At 55.5% G+C, this 20,249-nt stretch carries 20 protein-coding genes; 10 read left to right on the top strand and 10 right to left on the bottom strand.

Going from position 1 to position 20,249, the window contains the following annotated elements:
- Positions 1-16 precede the first annotated feature (16 nt).
- The 4 genes from dam to aroK all read right to left on the bottom strand — a co-directional run bounded on the left by dam (position 17) and on the right by aroK (position 3,699).
- Positions 17-832 carry an adenine-specific DNA-methyltransferase gene (gene dam / locus AC0T7J_RS16235; RefSeq protein ID WP_473795342.1) on the bottom strand — a complete coding sequence of 272 codons (816 nt, stop codon included), beginning with the start codon at positions 830-832 and terminating at the stop codon, positions 17-19.
- Positions 833-925: 93 nt separating this feature from the next.
- Entirely contained in the window at positions 926-1,978 is a 1,053-nt protein-coding gene (locus AC0T7J_RS16230; RefSeq protein ID WP_473795341.1) for an SPOR domain-containing protein, read from the bottom strand.
- Positions 1,979-2,050: 72 nt separating this feature from the next.
- Entirely contained in the window at positions 2,051-3,139 is a 1,089-nt protein-coding gene (gene aroB, locus AC0T7J_RS16225) for a 3-dehydroquinate synthase (RefSeq protein WP_473795340.1), read from the bottom strand.
- A gap of 38 nt (positions 3,140-3,177) precedes the next feature.
- The gene (gene aroK / locus AC0T7J_RS16220; protein WP_003852989.1) at positions 3,178-3,699 is read right to left on the bottom strand and encodes a shikimate kinase AroK; all 522 of its coding nucleotides are present in this window, start codon (positions 3,697-3,699) and stop codon (positions 3,178-3,180) included.
- 97 nt (positions 3,700-3,796) lie between these two features.
- Between aroK and AC0T7J_RS16215 the strand changes: the two genes are divergently transcribed.
- On the top strand, positions 3,797-3,970 hold the full coding sequence (locus AC0T7J_RS16215; RefSeq protein ID WP_223265993.1) for a hypothetical protein: 174 nt from the start codon (positions 3,797-3,799) through the stop codon (positions 3,968-3,970).
- A 91-nt stretch (positions 3,971-4,061) separates the two neighbouring features.
- On the opposite strand, the gene hofQ is transcribed toward AC0T7J_RS16215, so the two are convergent.
- The 5 genes from hofQ to pilM are packed head-to-tail and all read right to left on the bottom strand — an operon-like array spanning position 4,062 to position 7,480.
- Entirely contained in the window at positions 4,062-5,333 is a 1,272-nt protein-coding gene (gene hofQ, locus AC0T7J_RS16210; protein ID WP_473795339.1) for a DNA uptake porin HofQ, read from the bottom strand.
- Complete coding sequence (locus AC0T7J_RS16205; RefSeq protein WP_473795338.1) at positions 5,272-5,655, bottom strand: HofP DNA utilization family protein; 384 nt, start codon at positions 5,653-5,655, stop codon at positions 5,272-5,274. The genes hofQ and AC0T7J_RS16205 overlap by 62 nt, the downstream gene beginning before the upstream one ends.
- On the bottom strand, positions 5,645-6,139 hold the full coding sequence (locus AC0T7J_RS16200) for a HofO family protein (protein WP_473795337.1): 495 nt from the start codon (positions 6,137-6,139) through the stop codon (positions 5,645-5,647). Before AC0T7J_RS16200 ends, AC0T7J_RS16205 begins: the two co-directional genes overlap by 11 nt.
- Positions 6,132-6,674, bottom strand: coding sequence for a PilN domain-containing protein (locus tag AC0T7J_RS16195; RefSeq protein ID WP_473795380.1), 543 nt, complete (start codon positions 6,672-6,674; stop codon positions 6,132-6,134). Before AC0T7J_RS16195 ends, AC0T7J_RS16200 begins: the two co-directional genes overlap by 8 nt.
- Positions 6,674-7,480 (bottom strand): type IV pilus biogenesis protein PilM, encoded by an 807-nt coding sequence (gene pilM, locus AC0T7J_RS16190; protein WP_473795336.1) that lies wholly within the window; start codon positions 7,478-7,480, stop codon positions 6,674-6,676. Before pilM ends, AC0T7J_RS16195 begins: the two co-directional genes overlap by 1 nt.
- A 116-nt stretch (positions 7,481-7,596) precedes the next feature.
- Here pilM and mrcA point away from each other — a divergent pair, with 116 nt between their 5' ends.
- The 4 genes from mrcA (at position 7,597) to AC0T7J_RS16170 (ending at position 13,077) form a co-directional block, all read left to right on the top strand.
- The gene (mrcA, locus tag AC0T7J_RS16185; protein ID WP_473795335.1) at positions 7,597-10,146 is read left to right on the top strand and encodes a peptidoglycan glycosyltransferase/peptidoglycan DD-transpeptidase MrcA; all 2,550 of its coding nucleotides are present in this window, start codon (positions 7,597-7,599) and stop codon (positions 10,144-10,146) included.
- Positions 10,147-10,633: 487 nt separating this feature from the next.
- On the top strand, positions 10,634-11,044 hold the full coding sequence (locus AC0T7J_RS16180; RefSeq protein ID WP_109652945.1) for a GNAT family N-acetyltransferase: 411 nt from the start codon (positions 10,634-10,636) through the stop codon (positions 11,042-11,044).
- 24 nt (positions 11,045-11,068) lie between these two features.
- Positions 11,069-11,758 carry a helix-turn-helix transcriptional regulator gene (locus AC0T7J_RS16175; RefSeq protein WP_039388899.1) on the top strand — a complete coding sequence of 230 codons (690 nt, stop codon included), beginning with the start codon at positions 11,069-11,071 and terminating at the stop codon, positions 11,756-11,758.
- Positions 11,759-11,778: 20 nt separating this feature from the next.
- Positions 11,779-13,077 carry a cytosine permease gene (locus AC0T7J_RS16170; protein ID WP_473795334.1) on the top strand — a complete coding sequence of 433 codons (1,299 nt, stop codon included), beginning with the start codon at positions 11,779-11,781 and terminating at the stop codon, positions 13,075-13,077.
- 49 nt (positions 13,078-13,126) lie between these two features.
- Here AC0T7J_RS16170 and nudE read toward each other — a convergent pair whose 3' ends face one another.
- Positions 13,127-13,690, bottom strand: coding sequence for an ADP compounds hydrolase NudE (gene nudE, locus AC0T7J_RS16165; protein ID WP_473795333.1), 564 nt, complete (start codon positions 13,688-13,690; stop codon positions 13,127-13,129).
- Between the two features lie 391 nt (positions 13,691-14,081).
- Between nudE and AC0T7J_RS16160 the strand changes: the two genes are divergently transcribed.
- The 5 genes from AC0T7J_RS16160 (at position 14,082) to pckA (ending at position 20,242) form a co-directional block, all read left to right on the top strand.
- Positions 14,082-16,217, top strand: coding sequence for an intracellular growth attenuator family protein (locus tag AC0T7J_RS16160; protein WP_473795332.1), 2,136 nt, complete (start codon positions 14,082-14,084; stop codon positions 16,215-16,217).
- 56 nt (positions 16,218-16,273) lie between these two features.
- Complete coding sequence (yrfG, locus tag AC0T7J_RS16155; RefSeq protein WP_473795331.1) at positions 16,274-16,921, top strand: GMP/IMP nucleotidase; 648 nt, start codon at positions 16,274-16,276, stop codon at positions 16,919-16,921.
- 13 nt (positions 16,922-16,934) lie between these two features.
- Positions 16,935-17,339 (top strand): ribosome-associated heat shock protein Hsp15, encoded by a 405-nt coding sequence (hslR, locus tag AC0T7J_RS16150; RefSeq protein WP_010253159.1) that lies wholly within the window; start codon positions 16,935-16,937, stop codon positions 17,337-17,339.
- Positions 17,340-17,387: 48 nt separating this feature from the next.
- Positions 17,388-18,254 (top strand): Hsp33 family molecular chaperone HslO, encoded by an 867-nt coding sequence (gene hslO / locus AC0T7J_RS16145; protein ID WP_335570270.1) that lies wholly within the window; start codon positions 17,388-17,390, stop codon positions 18,252-18,254.
- 368 nt (positions 18,255-18,622) lie between these two features.
- Positions 18,623-20,242, top strand: a complete 1,620-nt coding sequence (pckA, locus tag AC0T7J_RS16140; RefSeq protein WP_473795330.1) for a phosphoenolpyruvate carboxykinase (ATP) — start codon at positions 18,623-18,625, stop codon at positions 20,240-20,242.
- The last annotated feature ends 7 nt before the right edge of the window (positions 20,243-20,249 follow it).

Raw genomic sequence — 20,249 nt, 5'->3', positions numbered from 1 at the left:
TCGCGGACGAAACAGACTAGCTATAAAGTGCCAGCAGTTCGTCGACCTTGGTGCGACCGGTTATGCTTCGGCTGATAGAACGCCGGGCTTTGACCACATGTAACTCTGCATCCTGATACCATAAACGCGTCAGTGCAGTATCGTGGTTAGAAATCAGTACCGGAATCCGGTTCTCCGACGAAGCGAGCTGTGCCGCTAACGCCGCCAGATTCTCCTGCTCCCGCAGGCTGAAGCTGTTGGTGTGATAAGCCGTAAAATTGGCCGTTGCCGACAGCGGTGCATAAGGCGGATCGCAATAGACCACCGAGCCTTTACCGGCATTGGTCAGGGTAACATCGTACGATTCACAGACAAACGTCGCTTTTTGCGCGCGTTCGGCAAACCATAACAGTTCTGCTTCCGGAAAGTAGGGTTTGCGATAGCGGCCAAACGGCACGTTGAACTCGCCACGCAGGTTATAGCGGCAGAGGCCGTTGTAACAGTGACGGTTCAGATAGAGGAATAACAGCGCGCGCAGGTAAGCGTCGGTGCTGGTATTAAATTCGGTGCGACGCTGGTAATAACAGATCTCGTTGTTACTTTCCGGCGTAAAAAGCAGCTGCGCGTCACGGATGAAATCCGCCGTGCGCATTTTGACAATGTTGTAGAGATTAATCAGGTCACTGTTGATATCAGCCAGATGGTAGCGATCGAATTCAGTGTTCAGAAACACCGAACCCGCGCCAACAAAGGGTTCGACCAGACAGTCGCCTTGCGGCAGATGGCGATGGATCTCTTCTACTAAGGGAAATTTTCCCCCTGCCCATTTCAGGAAAGCGCGATTTTTTTTCATGCTGTCGTGGTTATTACATCTTATTGTGAGGCTGTGGCTGGACCGACAGCAGATCTGCGCTTAAAACGGGGCCACAAACTGGCCCCACATCCGCTATTGGCTGGCTTCTTTCTTCACCTGGCTTACTGGTTTAACCCACGGGTTCTTCGCACGCACTTCGGCAGGCAGTGAGGCTACCGCGCGTTTGGCATCAGCCGGTGTGGCATAGGAGCCACTCACCAGCACGTACCACGACTGACCGTTACGGGTGGTTTTGTAGACGTGATACCCACTCAGATTCTGCTGCTTAGCCCAGGCATTCAGGCTTTCCGCCTTCGATGCACCGCTCAGCTGCAGGGTATAGCTGCCGCCTGGCAATGATTTGCTGGCTGAACTGCTGCCTGCCGCCGCAGTGGCCGGAGCAGAAGGGGCTGGCGTACGTGCTGGCGTGGTGTGCGTTTTGCTGTCACGAGTTGCAGGCTTCGAGGCAGTTTTATGCGATGAATCGTGCGCCGGACGCGCAGACGCGTTTGATTTGTTGGGCGTCTGACGGCCTGCAGGGGCCGTAACCGGATTCGCAGTCGTTCCGGCATTGCCGCTGACCGTGGCAGGCGCCGTTGGCAGTGAACTGCCACCCTGCGTGCCCATTGCGGCATTGTCGACCTGCTGCTGCTGATTAGTCAGCGCGCTGTTCAGATCGCCCGGCAGCGTGACACGCTGCTGATTCGCTGGCGCGTCAACCGGGGCGGCCTGCGTAGGGGTTGAAGCCACAGGCGGCATCGAGACGTCACGCTGCGGGTCAGACGCAGCATTACCGCTGGTCGCCGCGTTATTTTCGCTGGTAGCTGGCGAGGTCTGCCCGCCAGTCGGCGTCGTCTGTCCACCTGACATGGAAGAGGAGCCGGCCAGGTCGATATTCTTCTCGCTGCCGGAACCGCCGCCAGCGGCAGGTGTATTGCCCGCAGTCGCAGGTTTTTTCTCATCCGGGCCATTCAGCGCCGAACCAATACCCAGTACCAGTAACAACAGAACCAGAATCCCGACACCCATCATGATGCGCTGGCGCGAAACCGGTACTTTGGCTGCGGGAGACGACTTACGAGGGCGCGAGGGACGGCGGTCGCTGGCGTCAGGTTTTAACTCATCTTCCGGTTTAAACTCATCCATTTTGCCTCCTCCGTAAAGCGGCATTCCGCACTGCGCACCCTGCGCGCCGCGTCACCACTCAACTGCTTAATCTCAGGGTTGCTGACAATCATTAATTGCAGCCAGCACCATATCATGTGCCACGCCACCACGCACTTCAGAGCGGCCAATCGACAGCGGGAGTACCAGCCGCAGTTCGCCCGCCAGAACTTTCTTGTCGCGCATCATGTGCGGCAGATACATCTCTGCACGCATCACCTGCGGCCCATGCACTGGCAAACCAGCACGATGGAACAGAGCAATAATCCGCTCCGTCTCCTGCGCCTGGAACTGACCCAGACGTTCAGCCGTGCGTGCCGCCATCACCATGCCCGCCGCAATCGCTTCACCGTGCAGCCAGTTGCCGTAGCCCATGTGTGCTTCAATCGCATGGCCAAAAGTATGGCCCAGATTCAGCAACGCCCGCTGACCGTTTTCACGCTCATCGGCGGCCACGACTTCGGCTTTCAGTTCACAACAGCGGCGAATGCAGTACGCCAGTGCCTGTTCATCCAGCGCCAGCAGGGCATCAAGATTCTGCTCCAGCCACTGGAAAAACGCACCGTCGAGGATGATGCCGTACTTAATCACTTCCGCCAGACCCGACGCCAGTTCGCGCGCGGGCAGCGTCTGCAGACAGGCCGTATCAATCACCACCGACGCGGGTTGATAAAATGCGCCGATCATGTTTTTGCCCAGCGGATGGTTAACGGCCGTTTTACCGCCAACCGAAGAATCAACCTGCGACAGTAAGGTGGTTGGTACCTGAATAAAGCGTACGCCACGCTGATAACTGGCCGCAGCAAAACCGGTAAGATCGCCAATGACGCCGCCGCCTAAGGCGATAAGCGTCGTATCACGACCGTGCGGCTTTTGCAGGAGTGCGGTAAAAACCTGATCCATCACGGCCAGCGTCTTATATTGCTCGCCGTCGGGTAAGATCACCTGATCCACTTTTACACCTGCCGCCGTCAGCAGCGCCGTCAGCTGGTCAAGATAAAGCGGAGCCAGCGTCTGGTTTGTCACCACCATGGCGTTTTCGCCCGCGGTTAGCGGCCAAAAAGAAGCCGGATCGTTAAACAGTCCGGCAGCGATAGTGATGGGGTAACTGCGTTCCCCCAGTGAGACGGTGATCTTCTCCATGATGCCCGATACCTGTTAAGGAGCCTTCGAACGTTGGATCAACTTTTTTCCAACATGTGGATAATCTGATTCGCCACCACTTTCGCACTCTGATCATCTGTGCGAATGGTTACATCGGCGATCTCTTCGTAGAGCGGGTTACGTTCGCCAGCCAGCGCTTCGAGCACTTCACGCGGCGGTGAATCCACCTGCAGCAACGGACGTTTTTTGTCACGTTGGGTGCGCGCCAGTTGCTTCTCGATGGTGGTTTCAAGATAAACCACAACACCGCGGGCGGAGAGACGATTACGCGTTTCCCGGGATTTGACGGAACCACCGCCTGTCGCCAGGACGATGCCTTGCTTCTCGGTCAGTTCGTTAATGATTTTTTCTTCGCGATCGCGAAAGCCAGCTTCGCCTTCGACATCAAAAACCCAGCCCACATCCGCTCCGGTGCGTCGCTCAATTTCCTGATCGGAATCGAAGAACTCCATGTTGAGTTGCTGAGCCAACTGACGGCCAATAGTGCTTTTGCCGGCACCCATCGGCCCAACCAGAAAGATATTGCGTTTCTCTGCCATTTTGTCGGTATTACTAAGAATTCGTTAATGATACCCCGCGTTCAGCATTTGCTGGCGGGACAGGAACTGAGACCTCATGAGCGTTAGCAAGAGTCAGATGAAAAATTATCTCAACACTCAAGGCTGTTTGGCAACCGATTATATTGCCTTCAGCACATCCATTTCTGAATTGGCCTGTGTTCGCGAAACTGTAACGCGCCAGCGCTGCGTCTTTACAACGCTGCGTACAGAGGAGTTTTCTGATCTGTTTGCCGGGATTTACCCAGCATAGACGGTTACACCGTATTGAAAATCGCTAAACCTTGTAAGCTAATTCCTCTCCTGCGTCAACGCAGATGGCCTTAAGGGACGCATTTTCCGTTTTATCCAGCCGTAAGCGCTGCTTCCCTGACCAATCGCGGCGTAATGAAGATCACCAGCTCTCTTTTTTTGCGCTGATCAGATTGCTGGCGAAACAACCCGCCAATCAACGGTACATTACCCAGTAGCGGCACCTGATTCTGTCCGCGGGTGCGCTGCTGCTGAAAGATACCGCCTAACGCCAGTGTTTGCCCGTCACTGACCGTGACCTGAGTCTCAATTTCCTGTTTATCAATGGATAATATGTCGCTATCGCCGGTTCTGATGCTGCGACCCGGCATATTCTGACTGATATGGATCTTCAGCTGGATGCGGCCATTGCCGGAAATCGTCGGTGTCACCTCCATACCCAGCACCGCTTCTTTAAACTCAATACTGGTGGCACCGCTGTTTCCTGCCGACACCTCATAAGGAATTTCTGTGCCCTGCTTAATCGAAGCGGTCTGCTGATGAGAGGTAAAGAGACGCGGACTGGCGATGATTTCAATCTGGTTCTCCTGCTCCAGCGCACTTAACTCCAGATCCAGAAGCTGCCCGCCGATCCGCGCCAGCGCCATACCCACGCTGATGCCGGGTGAACTCACCGCCAGCGGAACATCCAGCCGGGGATGATGCAGAATATCAGTTACGGCGGCGTCCCCCGCCTGCAACCCCCACTTCACTCCCAGCTCCTGCAGATGCTCCTCGCTGATAGTGACGATATGGGCTGACAGTTCAATCTGTTCCAGTGGCAGATCCAGCGCCCGTATCCAGCGCTCCGTCTCTTTTAAAGCCGCCGCAGTATCGCGCAGTAACAATGCGTTGGTGCGTTTGTCGACCGTCACGCTACCGCGCGGTGTCATCAGCGACTGACGCTCGCTCACCAGACTGGTATACACCTCGCTGGCGCTGGCATAGCGCAATATCACAGCGCGCTGTTGCAAAGGAACCTGCTGCAACTGCGACTGCTGCTCAGCCTCACGTGCCTGCTGCTGAGCCTGCTGCCAGCTTTCCGGATAGACCAGCAGGACATTATCCTGTTCAACCAGCGTCAGCTTTGCCATGCGCGCCACCAGGTCCAGCGCCTGATGCCAGGGGAGGTTATCCAGCCGCAGCGATAACGAACCTTCAACCTCTGGCGCAATCATCAGATTGATCTGCTGATAGTCAGCCAGCGCCTGCAAAATACGCTCTACCGGCGCGTTATCAAATGCCAGGCTGAGAGGCTCTTCATCAGCGGCGTGAGCCGACAGCAGGCAGCTTAGTACCAGCAACAGAGTGGCTATCCTTATCATGCGAACGTCCTTTTAAATAAAATGCGATCTGTTGTGCGTTGCAGCTATTCGGCACCGCTAAGGTGAGGCTGCGGTGGGTCATATCCGCCAGTTGCCAGGGTGCGAATGGAAATGGCTTGCCGGTGCGGGCCGTAATGCTCTCTCCCTGCGGGGTCAGCAGCCAGGCATGGAAATGCGCCTCCCGGCCAATAATCCCCTGCAGACGCCAGCCGGTGAGCGGCTCCACTGACGCCTCACAGACGGAACCGGCAACAGGCCGGAACGGATCGCGCGCCCATACGCCGCCACAGTACAACAGCAAAATCAGCAGGCTATGGCGCATCGTCAGGCTCCAGCCAGAGTTGAGCCACCAGGTACTGCGGCTGCGCCAGCAGCTGGAAATGCACCGGAAACGGTGCGGAGGCCTGGGCAAGCTCGGCAAAAAGCGACTGGAAGGCCGGCCACTGCAGATGCAGCGTGAGCGTGCGAGAGGGGGCGTCCGGCTGCCACTCCTCCAGCTGGGTACGGCGCCCAGCCAGGATCTCTTCCACCGCACGACCCGATGCAGATGCTGATCTCGCCATCTGCATCGACTGCAGACGCGCCTGCAACTGCGCATTATCAGGATTCAGACGCCACTGTTGCTGACGTTGCTGCAGAGTACGGGTCAACTGCAACTGTGCTTCCTGTTCAGCTATTAGCGCCTGCTGCTGTGGCCGTAACCACAGGATCCAGGAGAGAAGCAGCAGACCGGATGAGAGGGCGGCGAGCGAGCCATAGCGTGCAATAGCAGCCATCTGCCACCAGCGATCCCACCACTCATTCATCGTTCACCTCCTGCATTTCTGCCCGCAGTGAAAACCGATAACTGCCATCAGCCTGACGCTTAACACTGCCCTGCTTCACCTGACCAAACAAGGCGACGGTAGCTAATTGCTGGCGGAACTGTCGGACCGCTACCATATCCTGCGCCCGCCCCTCCAGTGTCAGACGGTTGTCGCGCTTCTCCAGCCGGGTCAGCCAGGCAGTGTCGGGCAGCAGCGCAGGTAAATCGAGCCAGAACTGCTGCCAGGCTGCCAGTTGCGCAGCCTGCTGGCGATGCTTCGCCTGCTGTTTTTGCATGACCGCGAGCTGCTCCAGTAACTGCTTCTGCTGCGCTAACTGCTGCTTCAGGATCTCCAGCGCCTGCTGCTGTACCCTGCTCGCCTGCGCCACATGTTGACGCGCGTGATGGATCTGCCAGGTTTGCTGCATGACCAGCAGCAGCAGGATGCCCATCATCAGTGACAGCACGACCAGGCTCTGTCGCCGCTGCTTTTGCCGACGGCGCTGCCGCCAGGGCAACAGATTAACCGCGACCATCATGCATCTCCGTCACGCAGCGCCAGCCCGGCCGCCAGCGCAAAAGCGCCCGGATTCTCCGGTAAAGGCGGCTGTTTATAACGAAACAGATCAAAGGGAGAAAACGCACTCACGTCGGCGGGCAACAGCGTCTGCTCTGCGGTACACCAGGCGACAGAACGCGCCTCCGGGAAGGCCTGCCGTTGCAGTGCCGCCAGCGTGTCAGCTTCGCCTGTGTCAGCCGCGATGCGCGCATCGCTCCAGAGCCAGCGGTTATCCTGCTGCAGAGCCAGCACCGCACCGGCAGGCAGCGCTGCCTGCCGGGCTAACCGCTTCAGCGCTTCGGTGGTCAGTTCGAACACCTGCGGCTTTAAACCTGCCTGTAACAGGGGGGCCGCCCACTGGTCGATAATCTCCAGCCGCGCTGCCGTGACGCAGAGCTGACCGCTCTGCGCATCCGGCCGGTAATCCAGCGCCAGCGCAGTGGGTTCCAGCGGAAAGAGACGGCGCGCGGCCGCCTGCACGTAGTGCCCCAGCGCGGGCTCATTCAGCGACTGCGCAGGAAGGGGAAGCTGGCGCTGCAGCACCAGCTGGGCTGGCAGCCCGACTCGCAGCGAATAACGGCGTGGCAACCGCTGACGCCAGGTCGTTAAGGCCGCCAGTAATTCAGGCGAAGATTGCAGCACGCCGTTTCTTAACGTATCTTGCGGCAGCCGCTGCTGCCACCAGTGGCGTAGCTGCCAGCCATCACGACGCGGCTGGAGGGCCAGGGCGCAAATCTGCCTATTCTGAATATCCAGCCCAATTTGCCAGGTATGAAAAGCCATGCGCGCGATCTCCTTATCGTCCGGGAAAATGGACATATCAAAGCGTCTGGCTTGCCTTTATACTACCGCGCGGTTGTTTATAAACTGCTCAAACGACAACAGATGGGAAATTCCAGGTGAAGTTCGTAAAGTATTTATTGATCCTTGCAGTGTGTTGCATCCTGTTGGGAGCTGGCTCGATTTATGGTTTATACAAATACATAGAGCCACAGCTGCCCGACGTAAACACGCTGAAAGATGTGCGTCTGCAAACCCCTATGCAGGTTTACAGCGCCGATGGCGATCTGATCGCCCAGTATGGCGAAATGCGCCGTATTCCTTTAACTCTGCAGCAAGTGCCACCTGTGATGGTGAAAGCGTTTATTGCGACCGAAGATAGCCGTTTTTATGAGCACCATGGTGTTGATCCGGTGGGTATTTTCCGTGCGGCCAGCGTTGCGCTGGTCTCCGGTCACGCCTCGCAGGGTGCCAGTACCATTACTCAGCAGCTGGCCCGTAACTTCTTCCTGAGCCCGGAACGCACACTGATGCGTAAAATAAAGGAAGCGTTTCTGGCGATCCGTATTGAGCAGTTACTGAACAAGGATGAAATCCTTGAGCTCTACCTGAATAAGATCTACCTCGGCTACCGAGCTTATGGCGTCGGCGCAGCCTCGCAGGTCTATTTTGGTAAGCCGGTTGACCAGCTGTCGCTGAGTGAGATGGCGATGATTGCCGGTCTGCCGAAAGCGCCTTCTACCTTTAACCCGCTTTACTCGCCGAGTCGCGCTCTGTCGCGCCGCAACGTGGTGCTGGCGCGTATGCTGGATCAGCATTACATCACGCAGCAGCAGTATGACGAGGCACGTAATACGCCGCTGGTCGCGAAGTATCACGGCCCGGAAATTGCTTTTTCTGCTCCCTATCTCAGCGAGATGGTGCGTCAGGAGATGGTGAAACGGTACGGTGAGAATGCCTACACCGACGGTTACAAGGTCTACACCACCGTAACCCGTCGCCTGCAGGAAGCCGCGCAGACCTCCGTTCGCAATAACGTCATGGCCTACGATATGCGTCATGGCTATCGCGGCCCGACCAGCGTGCTGTGGAAAGTGGGTGAACCGGCCTGGGATCAGACGCAGATTGAGAAAGCGCTGAAGGCGCTGCCGGTCTACGGCCCGCTCCATCCGGCAGTCGTAACGGAAGCGCGCAGCGATGAGGCGACCGTGATGCTGAAAGATGGCAGCAATGTGTCGCTGGCATTAGCCGGTGTGCGCTGGGCGCGTCCTTATAAGTCTGACACCGTGCAGGGCCCGACGCCGAAAAGCGTGACGCAGGTCTTGCAGGCCGGCCAGCAGATCTGGGTGCGTAAAGTGGGTGATGAGTGGTGGCTGGGCCAGGTGCCGGATGTGAACTCGGCGCTGGTCTCGCTGGATCCGAATGATGGTGCCGTGCGCGCGCTGGTGGGCGGTTTCGCCTTTAACCAGAGCATGTTTAACCGTGCGACCCAGGCGCTGCGTCAGGTCGGCTCTAACATCAAACCTTTCCTCTATACCGCCGCAATGGATCGCGGGCTGACGCTCGCCTCAATCCTTAACGATGTGCCGATTTCACGCTGGGATGCAGGTGCGGGTGCTGACTGGCGTCCCAAGAACTCACCGCCAACATACGATGGTCCGATTCGCCTGCGTCAGGGTTTAGGCCAGTCGAAAAACGTGGTGATGGTGCGTGCGATGCGTGCGATGGGCGTGGACTACGCCGCGGAGTATCTGCAGCGCTTTGGTTTCCCGGCGCAGAACATTGTTCATACCGAATCGCTGGCATTAGGTGCGGCCTCGTTTACCCCGTTACAGGTGGTGCGCGGCTACTCCGTGATGGCGAATGGCGGCTTCCTGGTCGATCCTTACTTCATTACCCGAATTGAGAACGAACAGGGCGGCATCGTATTTGAAGAGAAACCGAAGATCGCCTGTCCTCAGTGCAATCTGCCGGTGATCTACGGCGAGACCAAAAAAGCGCTGGCTCTGAATGAAGAGAGCGTCGAGAACGTTGCGGCCTCAAATAACAACCAGAATCAGGCCGTTCCTCAGCCTGAACTGGAGCAGGTTCCTGCTCAGTCACAACAGGGTGAGCAGCAATATGCACCCCACGTGATCAACACCCCGCTCACCTTCCTGATCAAGAGTGCGCTGAACAGTAATATCTTTGGCGAACCGGGCTGGATGGGCACCGGCTGGCGTGCCGGACGTGACCTCAAGCGTAATGATATCGGCGGTAAAACCGGTACCACTAACAGCTCGAAAGATGCCTGGTTCTCGGGTTACGGCCCTGGCGTGGTCACCTCCGTCTGGATTGGCTTTGATGATGCGCGCCGCAATCTGGGCCGCAGCACGCTCTCCGGCGCCATTCCCGATCAGATTTCGGGCTATGAAGGCGGCGCGAAGAGTGCGCAACCGGCATGGGATGAGTACATGAAGAGCGCGCTGGAAGGTGTACCGGTGCAGCCGTTAACGCCGCCGGATGGTGTGGTCACCGTCACTATCGACCGCAGCACCGGTAAGCTGGCAAATGGGGGCGGTAACACCCGTCAGGAGTACTTCATCAATGGCACACAGCCAACCGAATATTCGGTTCATGATGCAGGTACCACCATTATGGATAACGGTGAGAGTCACGAGCTGTTCTGATGTGATATCTGCAATGTGAAATATCTGAGGCTGATCACCTGAAGTGATCAGCCTTTTTTATCGGCCCGCTTATCCTGATGAAACACGCGATACTTTTCGTGCCTGAGCGACTTAGTCAACTGGGATGGGGAAAAAGAAAGGTAAAAGCCGGAGAGAGATCATCATTTGTTGCTGAGGAAAATGCCGATCATCCTGAGCGATCGGCATTAAATCAGTCAGATAATATAAAGCAATGTGTATGAAGCGATTCAGAAAGTGAACCTAAAAAAAGAATTTAGTTATTATATCGCTATGATTAGCTTAGTCTTCCCTGGTGTCAGCAAACATAGTTATTGGCATATCAGCTGAACAACGATAACCAGCTTAATATTAATTGCGTTCAATAACAGGAGGGATATTAACTCTTGCACATCGCTTATCATCATGATAGGAATAGAAAGCCCGATAACCTCTATTTTGATTTAATCACCTATGGATACTTTTATATATGGAAATTAAAGTGGGCCATATGCAAGACCCCGATACTGAAGAGTATATTATTCAGCGACTCTGGCAGCATAATGGACGCTTTGCTGACATCAATATGAAAACGCTGAATGTTATCCTGTATGACGATCAGAAAAATATCCAGGGTGGCCTGTTAGCCCACACCTGGTGTGGCACGCTGGATATTCATTATTTATGGATAGAGGATACCTGGCGCCTGCATGGCACAGGACGTCAGCTGATGCAGGCAGCGGAAGAAGAAGCGCGTAATCGAGGCTGCCATATGTCCGTCGTTGACACGTTAAGTTTCCAGGCACGTGGTTTTTACGAAAAACTGGGTTATCGCGTCTATGGCGAACAGGATGGATATGCGCAGCGCTACGCACGTTATTATCTGGCAAAAAGATTATAATCGGAATGCTTTCAGCGAGGCGCCATGGACAGCCCATACCGTAGTATTGATGATTTCATTTCTGCATTCGCCACCACCATGGATTTATTACCGACACCCTGGGGTTTCAAGAATGCCGCATCGCAGCATCTTTATATGAATGAAGCTGCAAAAATGTATACTGCTACGCCTAAAAGTTATTTATTTGAGGGAAAAAGAGACAGTGAGTTCCCCACGCGCTGGAGTGATTGCGCCGATGAATTCTGCGAGCATGATCAACAGGTAAAATTGAATAACAGTAGCGTGGCCGTGATTGAAACCCACTACTGGTATGGCAACAATTATCTCACCCCTTTCATCAGCGAGAAATACCCTGTTTTCGACAACCGAAATCAGTGGCTGGGCTGCATCTGGAATGCACGTCCGGTGGATAACCTTACGGCAATGAGTTTTATCGATCCCAAAAAATCCTCTGTACTGACGACGCGCCTGGAACATTCCCTGTTCACCCCCGCCGAGCTGGATGTCATTTTCCTGTTGCTACGGCGATTCAGCGCGAAAGAGATCGCCCGCATCTACAACCTCAGCGTAAAAACTATCGGTAACCGCATCACCACGCTTTATCAAAAAGCGGGTGTACATTCGCTACAACAATTTGAGAGCTACTGTCGTGCGGAGTCACTGGAGAATTATCTGCCAGAGAGGTTTCTCAGCACAGGCGTTATTTATATATAAATCGGTAAGGAAACCATGTTGTGAGTAAATTTGATGATTATCCACTGAGCCCTGTACCTGCAAATAAAAGGCTCTCACTGCTTAGCGTCGCTATTGTGCATATGGGCATGCTGACTGCGCTGGATCAGTTTATGCTTGGCGCGGTTCTGGGCAACAGCATGACGCCGGGCGAGGCGTTTACCGCAATCACTCTGGCCAGCCTGCTTTTTGGCGTGCTGACCTTCGCGCTCGGCTATGCAGGGATGCGCGAGGGATTGCCGGGCAGTCTGCTGGCTCGCTGGTGTGGTTTTGGTCGCCACGGCTCAGTGTTCATTGGTCTGCTGGTCGCGGTCAGCCTGCTGGGCTGGTTCGGCATTCAGAACGCCGTTTTCGCCCGATCGCTGAGCTATGCCCTTAACGGCAAAATCAGCTTTGCAGAGTCGGCAGCGCTTTCAGGAGCCGTGTTGACTTTACTGGTTACCTTTGGCTTTAAGGCGCTGCGCTTTACCGCACGCATTGCGGTTCCGCTCTTCATCGTGCTGGTCGGCTGGATTTTCTGGCACGCTTTCCACGGCCAGACTGGCCAGATGACGCCGCCGGTTATTGCGAGCGAAACCATTACCGTGAGCGCCGCCATTACCATGGTAATTGGCGGTGCAATCCTGGCCAGTCTGATGACTCCCGACCTGACGCGTTTCTCACGTAACGGTAAAGATGTCTTCGCCATTACGCTGCTGACCATTCTGGCGGGAGAATATGGGATTAATGGGCTGGCGATTCTGATTGCCAGAGAATTGCAGACCTCAGACATCATCGCGATTATTACTCAAACTACCAGCTCACTGGGTTTGCTGGTTGTGGTCTTTTCTACCCTGCGCATTAACGACCTGAATCTCTATTCGTCAACGCTGGGCATCGCCAATGCGATTGAAGGCTTAACCAGCTATAAACCGCGTTATCCTGTGATTACGCTGCTGCTCGGCATGCTTGGCACACTCTGTTCAATTCTTGGGATTCTTGATCGTTTTGTCGATTTTCTGGAACTTCTGGGGATCATCTTCCCGCCAGTACTGGGCGTGATGATCATTGATTACTATGTGCTTAAAACTGACCGCCAGACGCTGGCGCTGAGCCGCAACAGCAATTCCTTACCGGCAACGTCTCAGCTTATCGGCTGGCCCGCACTGATTGCCAGCGCAGCGGGCGCAGCCACCGGGCTGTTGGTTGAGCACGGCGTACCGGTGCTTAATTCGATTCTCGTGGCATGCGTGGTTTATCTGTTGATCGCCCCGCTGTTGAAGCCCGCATCAGCCATACAGGAAAATGCAAGAGCAGAATAAAATCGAAACGCGCCTGCTGACAGGCGCGTTTCCTTACCGATGCGCTCGCTCAGTAACTCAGCCGCCCCTGCTTCACCAGCCATTCGCGCGCCATAAACAGCGCACTGACATTACGTGCCTCGCGGAAATCGGGTTCATCCAGCAGCGACATCATATCGCTCAGCGGCCAGCGGTGGACAATCAGCGGCTCCGGCTCATCGCCTTCCAGCGTTTCGGCATAGAGACCTTCCGCCACCACAATATTCATTTTGCTGGAAAAGTAGGAGGGCGCCATAGTGAGTTTGCCCAGCGTTGTCAGCTCATCAGCACCAAAACCGACCTCTTCTTTCAGTTCGCGCACCGCCGCTTCATTCACGGTTTCACCTGAATCGATCAGCCCCTTGGGGAAACCAAGCTCATAGGTTTCCAGTCCGACGGCATACTCCTGAATCAGGATCAGATGGTCATCAATAATCGGCACAATCATCACCGCTTCACGCTCTGAGGGCTTCATCCGCTCATAAACGCGATGCGCACCATTGCTGAAAGTCAGATCGACCGATTCAATGGTGAATAACCGTGAACGTGCCACGGCGGTGATATTGAGGATGTCAGGTTTTTTTGGAATTTTCATATCAGCCTCAAATTATTCTGCGCCGGCTATCAGGAGCGAATTAGCATACCTAACCGCAGGCAATTGTGCGACAGTCAGACCATGACGTTATCGTTGCACAGATTACAGCGCTTGAATAACAGCCTTTGGTTATCAGTTAAGACTAAATTTGCATTAGTCAATATGCTGCGATAAGTTTCAGATAATACCGATATTTAATCCAGTCTTAGCCGGTTACCATTCGGACAAGGCAGGGTTTAACAAATGCCAATCAGATATACGCTGGCACTATTTCATCGGGTGTCTGACTCCTCAGGGTTATATAATCTTCCGGAATGCCTCTTTTATAGTGAGCATAACCGGAAGCGAAAGTTTAAAGTGAAGGCAGCATTTTGGCTGAATTGAGCAGAGCATGAGCACAATCTTGATGATCCTGGCCATAGTGCTGACCTGTTCAATCCTGGCAGGCATTGGGTTCTGGTACGCTATGCGGCATCGTCCGCCGTTGGCGAAACCGCTGCCATTTATCAGTCCGCCCTGCCGTAAACTCTCTGCTCAGGAGCGTGAGGCGGTTGATAAGTATGTCGCCGCGCTGGAAAAGCAGCCCCGTACCACGGTGACGACCGATAAGCGCAGCGCGTCCGAACGTCTGACGCTGACGGCACAGAGCAACAATGTCTATCCCGTTACCCGTGCGATTACCCGCTACGGACTCTCCACGGACGATCCCCATAAATGGCGCTACTACCTTGATGAAGTTGAAGTTCATCTGCCGCCGCTGTGGGAGCAGTACATCGCCGACGAAAACTACGTAGAGTTAATCCGCACCCAATCTATTCCGCTGGTGATCTCGCTGAACGGCCACTCGCTGGTGGATTACGCCGTGGATCAGCAATCGCTGCCGACGCTGATGCGTCCGGTGTCGACCAACGCCTCTATCCGCAAAGCGGAAACGGAAAACGTCGAACTGCTGCAGGTGCGCAAAGAGACACCGGAAGAGTATCGTCTGTCGCGGCCAGATGGCACGCGTGAAGCGGTGCTCATCTCTCTTGCCTTCTTACTGTTTTTCTTCAGCCTGTTAGTACCCGCAACGCTGATGATCTGGCTGGTGCTGACGGGTGCAGTCATGATTGCCGCCAGCCTGTGGCTGCTCTACCGCATTCCGGGTGAGCGCGGCCTGCGTGACATACACTGCCTGCGCGGCGCGCCAAAGCGCTGGGGCCTGTTCAGCGAATCGAACCAGGAGCAGAGCAATATCACGCTGGGGATTATTGACCTCGCCTATCCACCGCACTGGCAGCCTTATGTCGCGCACGATCTCGGCCAGGTGACGGATGTGGAGATCTACCTCAACCGTCAGGTGGTACGTCAGGGTCGCTTCCTGTCGCTGCAGGATGAAGTCAAAAACTTCCCTATTCAGCGCTGGCGGAAAAACGTGGTGCTGGCCTGTGGCTCGCTGATGGTGCTGACCATGCTGGTCACCTGGATCCCGCTCGGCATGCCGATCAAGCTCAGTCTGGCCTGGGCCAGGGGCACCGACAGCCTGGAGGTCAGCAGCGTCGATAAACTCAGCAGCGTGCCCCTGAATATTGGCGACAACCTCAAGGTGAGCGGTACCGGCATGTGTTCGGTGCCGGACAACTATCAGAGCAACCGAAGCTACGCTTATATGCCGTTCGACTGCTCGGCGGTCTACTGGAATAACGCCACGCCGTTGCCGCAGCCACAATCGGATATTATTGATAAAGCCGCTGCTCTGCTGGAGACCACCACCAGGCAGCTGCATCCGGAAACCAATACCGATCCCAAACTGAATCCGCAGCTGGCGTCCGCGATTCAGAAGTCAGGGATGATCCTGCTGGATGACTTCTCAGATCTGGTGGTGAAAACACAGGATCTCTGTAATCAGCCACAGGATTGTATGCGTCTGAAAAATGCGCTGGTGAACCTGGGCAATGCCAAAGACTGGGAAGCGCTGATGCGCCGGGCAGATTCCGGCCAGCTAAACGGCATGAATGTGCTGCTGCGGCCGGTCAGCGCCGAAGCCCTGGAAAACCTGGTCAATACCGCCACCTCGACCTTCTTTTTCCGCGAAACCCGTCGTGCAGCAGAAAATCTTAACAGCCCGCCGCCAGGCGGGTTCCTGATCGTCAGCGATGAGGGTCGCCAGCTGGTGAATCAGCCTCAGCCAACCGTGTCGCTATTTGATCTCGATCCGCCTGCTCAGTGGCGTGAGCTGCAACGTATCTCCGCCATGCTGCTGCATACGCCATTCAGCGCCAGCGGCATCATCACCAGCATTTCAACAGATGCCAACGGCACGCGTCACATCATGCTGCACAATGAACCGGATGCTATGGCCCAGTGGCGTTATCTCGGCACGGTATTGCTGCTGCTGGTGCTGCTGGCCTGCGGTGTGATCAATGGGTTAATGGCCCTGCGCCGTATGCACCGTAATCGCCAGCGCATGCTCGATATCCAGCAGTACTACGACAAGTGCTTCAATCATAACCTCGGCACTTTGCAGAGCGTGCGCCCGATATTCTGAGCCCTGCCCTTCTGTGCTACCCTGTCGCCCGGTTTTTTACAGGGTGAATCATCCGCATGCTCAACTGGTCTGAGATTGATACCGTGCTGCTCGACATGGACGGCACGCTGCTGGATTTGGCGTTTGATCGTCACTTCTGGCTGGAGCATGTGCCTGAACAACTCAGTCAGCAACGCGGCATCACCCGGGCGGAAGCCGAAGCGATCATCGCGGAAAAGTATCAGGCCGTCGCCCATACGCTAAACTGGTATTGTCTGGATTACTGGGCAGAAGCGCTGGCGCTGGACATCCGTGCCATGACCTGGGCGATGCGCAGCCGCATTGCGCTGCGTGACGATACGCTGCCTTTTTTGCAGGCTCTGCGCTGCGCGGGCAAGTCCACTATCCTGCTGACCAACGCGCATCCTTACAATCTGGACGTCAAACTGGCGCAGACAGGTTTAGCGCCGCACCTTGATTTATTACTTTCCACCCATACCTTTGGGTATCCGAAAGAAGACCAACGTTTATGGCAGGCGGTACAACAGCACACCGGCTTTTCTGCGCCGCGCACGCTGTTTATCGATGATAGCGAAGTGATTCTGGATGCTGCAACGTCATGGGGCATCGGCGAGTGCTTAGGCGTAAAGAACCCCGATTCGGGTCGTCCTGAGCAAATCTTTCAGCGTCATCGCGCCACCGGCGATTACCGGACGCTGATCTGAGTCAGGAGCAGCAATGAAGAAAGAGAAAAGCAGCGAAGAGGTTCGCCTCGACAAATGGCTGTGGGCCGCGCGCTTTTACAAAACCCGGGCGATTGCGCGGGAGATGATTGAAGGCGGCAAAGTGCATTACAACGGCCAGCGCAGCAAACCCGGCAAGGTGGTAGAGCTGAATGCGGAACTGACACTGCGTCAGGGCAACGATGAACGCACCGTGGTGGTGGCGGACATCAGCGCTCAGCGCCGTCCCGCCAGCGAGGCCCAGCAACTCTATCGCGAAACCGATGCCAGCATTGAAAAACGCGAAAAAATGGCGCAGGCGCGCAAAATGAATGCGCTGACTATGCCCCATCCCGATCGGCGACCTGACAAAAAAGAGCGTCGCGATTTGATGAAGTTTAAATTATCGGGCGATGAGTAACGCCGTCTTAGCTGACGCGCCATCGCCCCGTACCAGTGAGAGAAAAATATGTCAGTCCAGGATCAACTGCACCGTTATCTGTTTGAAAATGCCGCCGTGCGCGGCGAGCTGGTGAACGTCTCTGACACCTGGCGTGAAACCGTAAAGAACCATGACTATCCGGCACCGGTTAAAACGCTGCTGGGTGAGATGCTGGTCGCCACCAGCCTGCTGACTGCCACACTGAAGTTTGATGGCGAAATAACGGTGCAATTGCAGGGTGACGGTCCGCTGTCGCTGGCGGTGATCAACGGTAACAACAACCAGGAGTTGCGCGGCGTGGCGCGTATCAAAGGCGACATCCCGGACGACAGTACCCTGAAAAGCATGGTGGGCAATGGCTATCTGGTGATTACCATTTCCCCTGAAAAGGGCGAACGTTATCAGGGTGTGGTGGGACTGGAAGGTGAAACTCTGGCGGAGTGCCTGGAAGATTACTTCATGCGCTCAGAGCAGCTGCCAACGCGCCTGTTTATCCGCACCAGCGACAAAGGCGCCGCGGGTATTCTGCTGCAGGTGATGCCGGCGCAGGATACGGAGAAAGAGGTTTTCGACCATCTGGCAACGCTGACCGAAACCATTAAAACGGAAGAGCTGATCGATCTGCCTGCGAATGAAGCGCTGTGGCGTCTCTATCATCAGGAAGAGGTCACCCTCTACGATCCGCAGCCGGTGATCTACAAATGCACCTGCTCGCGTGAGCGCTGTGGCGAAGTACTGAACACGCTGCCGCAGGAAGAGGTGGATGAGATCATCGCGGAAGATGGCAAAATCGACATGCACTGCGACTATTGCGGCTCAAACTACGTGTTTGACGCCGTCGATATCGCCGGTATCCGCAGCCACTCCCTTGAGAATAATAACCAGCTTCACTGATTTATCGGGCGGCTTCTGCCGCCCCTTCCCCGCCCCCCATCTCTATCCCCATAATTTTTCAGACAAATTATCTTTTTTTACTTTCATAACATCTTTTAAACGTTCGAAACATAGCCTTAACGCGCCCTGAGTCGCATTTTTAGATCACTGCCCTTTTTCCCTTAACGCAGAAGAGTAAACTGCGCGCGATCGTGCAAACGCCCGGAAGTCAGAGGCAGATGCCCTGAACAGTCCGGTGATCTTTGCAGGCTGTCGTGACGAAGCGCAGTCGACTGTCAGTGATTTGCCGCAGCCGATGCAACAGCCGCTGGCACGATCCCAACCTATCTCTGCTTTGCAGAACAGACACCGATTTAAGGAGCAGTAAAATGCGCGTTAACGGCCTGACCTCGCAAGACCTTGCCGCTTTGGGCATCGTGGATACCACGGAAGTGGTTTACAACCCTGATTACGACACGCTATTTCAGGAAGAGACGCGCCCGGACCTCGAAGGTTTTGCTCGTGGCACCCTGACGCAGAGCGGCGCGATTGCAGTAGACACCGGGATTTTCACCGGGCGATCGCCAAAGGATAAGTACATTGTGCGTGACGACACCACGCGCGATACCCTGTGGTGGAACGACCAGGGCACCGGCAAAAATGACAATCAGCCCCTGTCGCAGGAGACCTGGAACGCGCTGAAAAGCTGCGTCACCCGCCAGCTTTCCGGCAAGCGCCTGTTTGTGGTGGATGCGTTCTGTGGTGCCAATGCCGATTCGCGTCTGAGCGTACGTTTTGTCACCGAAGTGGCCTGGCAGGCACACTTCGTGAAGAACATGTTCATCCAGCCTGACGACGCTGAACTGGCCGAATTCACCCCTGACTTTGTGGTGATGAACGGCGCCAAATGCACCAATCCAGACTGGCAGGCGCAGGGTCTGCACTCTGAAAACTTTGTCGCCTTCAATCTGACTGAACGCATGCAGTTGATTGGCGGAACCTGGTACGGCGGCGAGATGAAGAAAGGTCTGTTCGCCATCATGAACTACCTGCTGCCGCTGAAAGGCATCGCCTCGATGCACTGTTCAGCAAACGTCGGTAAAGCGGGCGATGTAGCGGTCTTCTTTGGCCTCTCGGGCACCGGTAAAACCACACTCTCTACCGATCCTGACCGCCAGCTGATCGGCGATGATGAGCACGGCTGGGATGATGATGGCGTGTTTAACTTCGAGGGCGGTTGTTACGCCAAAACCATCAATCTCTCTGAGCAGGCTGAGCCGGAGATCTACCGCGCCATTCGCCGCAATGCGCTGCTGGAAAATGTGGTGGTGCGTGAAGATGGCAGCGTCGATTATGACGACGGCAGCAAAACCGAAAACACCCGCGTCTCCTATCCGATCAATCACATCGACAACATCGTGCAGCCGGTCTCAAAAGCGGGCCACGCGAAGAAAGTGATTTTCCTGACCGCGGATGCGTTTGGCGTGCTGCCACCGGTATCACGTCTGACGCCGGAGCAGACGCAGTATCATTTCCTGTCAGGTTTCACCGCCAAACTGGCGGGTACCGAGCGTGGCGTCACTGAGCCGACCCCCACCTTCTCCGCCTGTTTCGGCGCGGCATTCCTGATGCTGCATCCGACGCAGTATGCGGAAGTGCTGGTGAAACGGATGGAGGCGGCCGGTGCGCAGGCTTATCTGGTTAATACCGGCTGGAACGGCAGCGGCAAACGTATCTCACTGAAGAATACCCGTGCCATTATCAATGCCATTCTGGCGGGTGAGCTGGATGATGCGCCGATGGAAACGCTGCCGATCTTTAATCTGCAGATGCCGGTTATGCTGGGCGAACTGGATAGTGACACGCTCGATCCGCGTCGTAGCTGGGAGAGTGAGGAGAAGTGGACCGCCGCCGCCGAAGGTCTGGCACAGCGCTTTATTGATAACTTCGACAAGTACACAGATACCGCCGCAGGTGCTGCGCTGGTGAAAGCTGGCCCGCAACGCTAAAAGAAGC

The organism is Pantoea sp. E956-1, assembly GCF_982223955.1.
Note: the sequence above shows the minus strand (reverse complement) of the source record. Positions and strands in the feature narration are given on the sequence as shown.

What these genes read in the sequence shown, in the direction of transcription:
- hslO (WP_335570270.1), top strand. Translation starts at nt 17,388, where the DNA reads ATGTCAGTCCAGGATCAACTGCACCGTTATCTGTTTGAAAATGCCGCC.
- hofQ (WP_473795339.1), bottom strand. Translation starts at nt 5,333, where the DNA reads ATGATAAGGATAGCCACTCTGTTGCTGGTACTAAGCTGCCTGCTGTCG.
- nudE (WP_473795333.1), bottom strand. Translation starts at nt 13,690, where the DNA reads ATGAAAATTCCAAAAAAACCTGACATCCTCAATATCACCGCCGTGGCA.
- aroB (WP_473795340.1), bottom strand. Translation starts at nt 3,139, where the DNA reads ATGGAGAAGATCACCGTCTCACTGGGGGAACGCAGTTACCCCATCACT.
- dam (WP_473795342.1), bottom strand. Translation starts at nt 832, where the DNA reads ATGAAAAAAAATCGCGCTTTCCTGAAATGGGCAGGGGGAAAATTTCCC.
- AC0T7J_RS16205 (WP_473795338.1), bottom strand. Translation starts at nt 5,655, where the DNA reads ATGCGCCATAGCCTGCTGATTTTGCTGTTGTACTGTGGCGGCGTATGG.
- AC0T7J_RS16200 (WP_473795337.1), bottom strand. Translation starts at nt 6,139, where the DNA reads ATGAATGAGTGGTGGGATCGCTGGTGGCAGATGGCTGCTATTGCACGC.
- AC0T7J_RS16180 (WP_109652945.1), top strand. Translation starts at nt 10,634, where the DNA reads ATGGAAATTAAAGTGGGCCATATGCAAGACCCCGATACTGAAGAGTAT.
- AC0T7J_RS16175 (WP_039388899.1), top strand. Translation starts at nt 11,069, where the DNA reads ATGGACAGCCCATACCGTAGTATTGATGATTTCATTTCTGCATTCGCC.
- hslR (WP_010253159.1), top strand. Translation starts at nt 16,935, where the DNA reads ATGAAGAAAGAGAAAAGCAGCGAAGAGGTTCGCCTCGACAAATGGCTG.
- pilM (WP_473795336.1), bottom strand. Translation starts at nt 7,480, where the DNA reads ATGGCTTTTCATACCTGGCAAATTGGGCTGGATATTCAGAATAGGCAG.
- AC0T7J_RS16230 (WP_473795341.1), bottom strand. Translation starts at nt 1,978, where the DNA reads ATGGATGAGTTTAAACCGGAAGATGAGTTAAAACCTGACGCCAGCGAC.
- AC0T7J_RS16160 (WP_473795332.1), top strand. Translation starts at nt 14,082, where the DNA reads ATGAGCACAATCTTGATGATCCTGGCCATAGTGCTGACCTGTTCAATC.
- pckA (WP_473795330.1), top strand. Translation starts at nt 18,623, where the DNA reads ATGCGCGTTAACGGCCTGACCTCGCAAGACCTTGCCGCTTTGGGCATC.
- AC0T7J_RS16215 (WP_223265993.1), top strand. Translation starts at nt 3,797, where the DNA reads ATGAAAAATTATCTCAACACTCAAGGCTGTTTGGCAACCGATTATATT.
- AC0T7J_RS16195 (WP_473795380.1), bottom strand. Translation starts at nt 6,674, where the DNA reads ATGGTCGCGGTTAATCTGTTGCCCTGGCGGCAGCGCCGTCGGCAAAAG.
- yrfG (WP_473795331.1), top strand. Translation starts at nt 16,274, where the DNA reads ATGCTCAACTGGTCTGAGATTGATACCGTGCTGCTCGACATGGACGGC.
- aroK (WP_003852989.1), bottom strand. Translation starts at nt 3,699, where the DNA reads ATGGCAGAGAAACGCAATATCTTTCTGGTTGGGCCGATGGGTGCCGGC.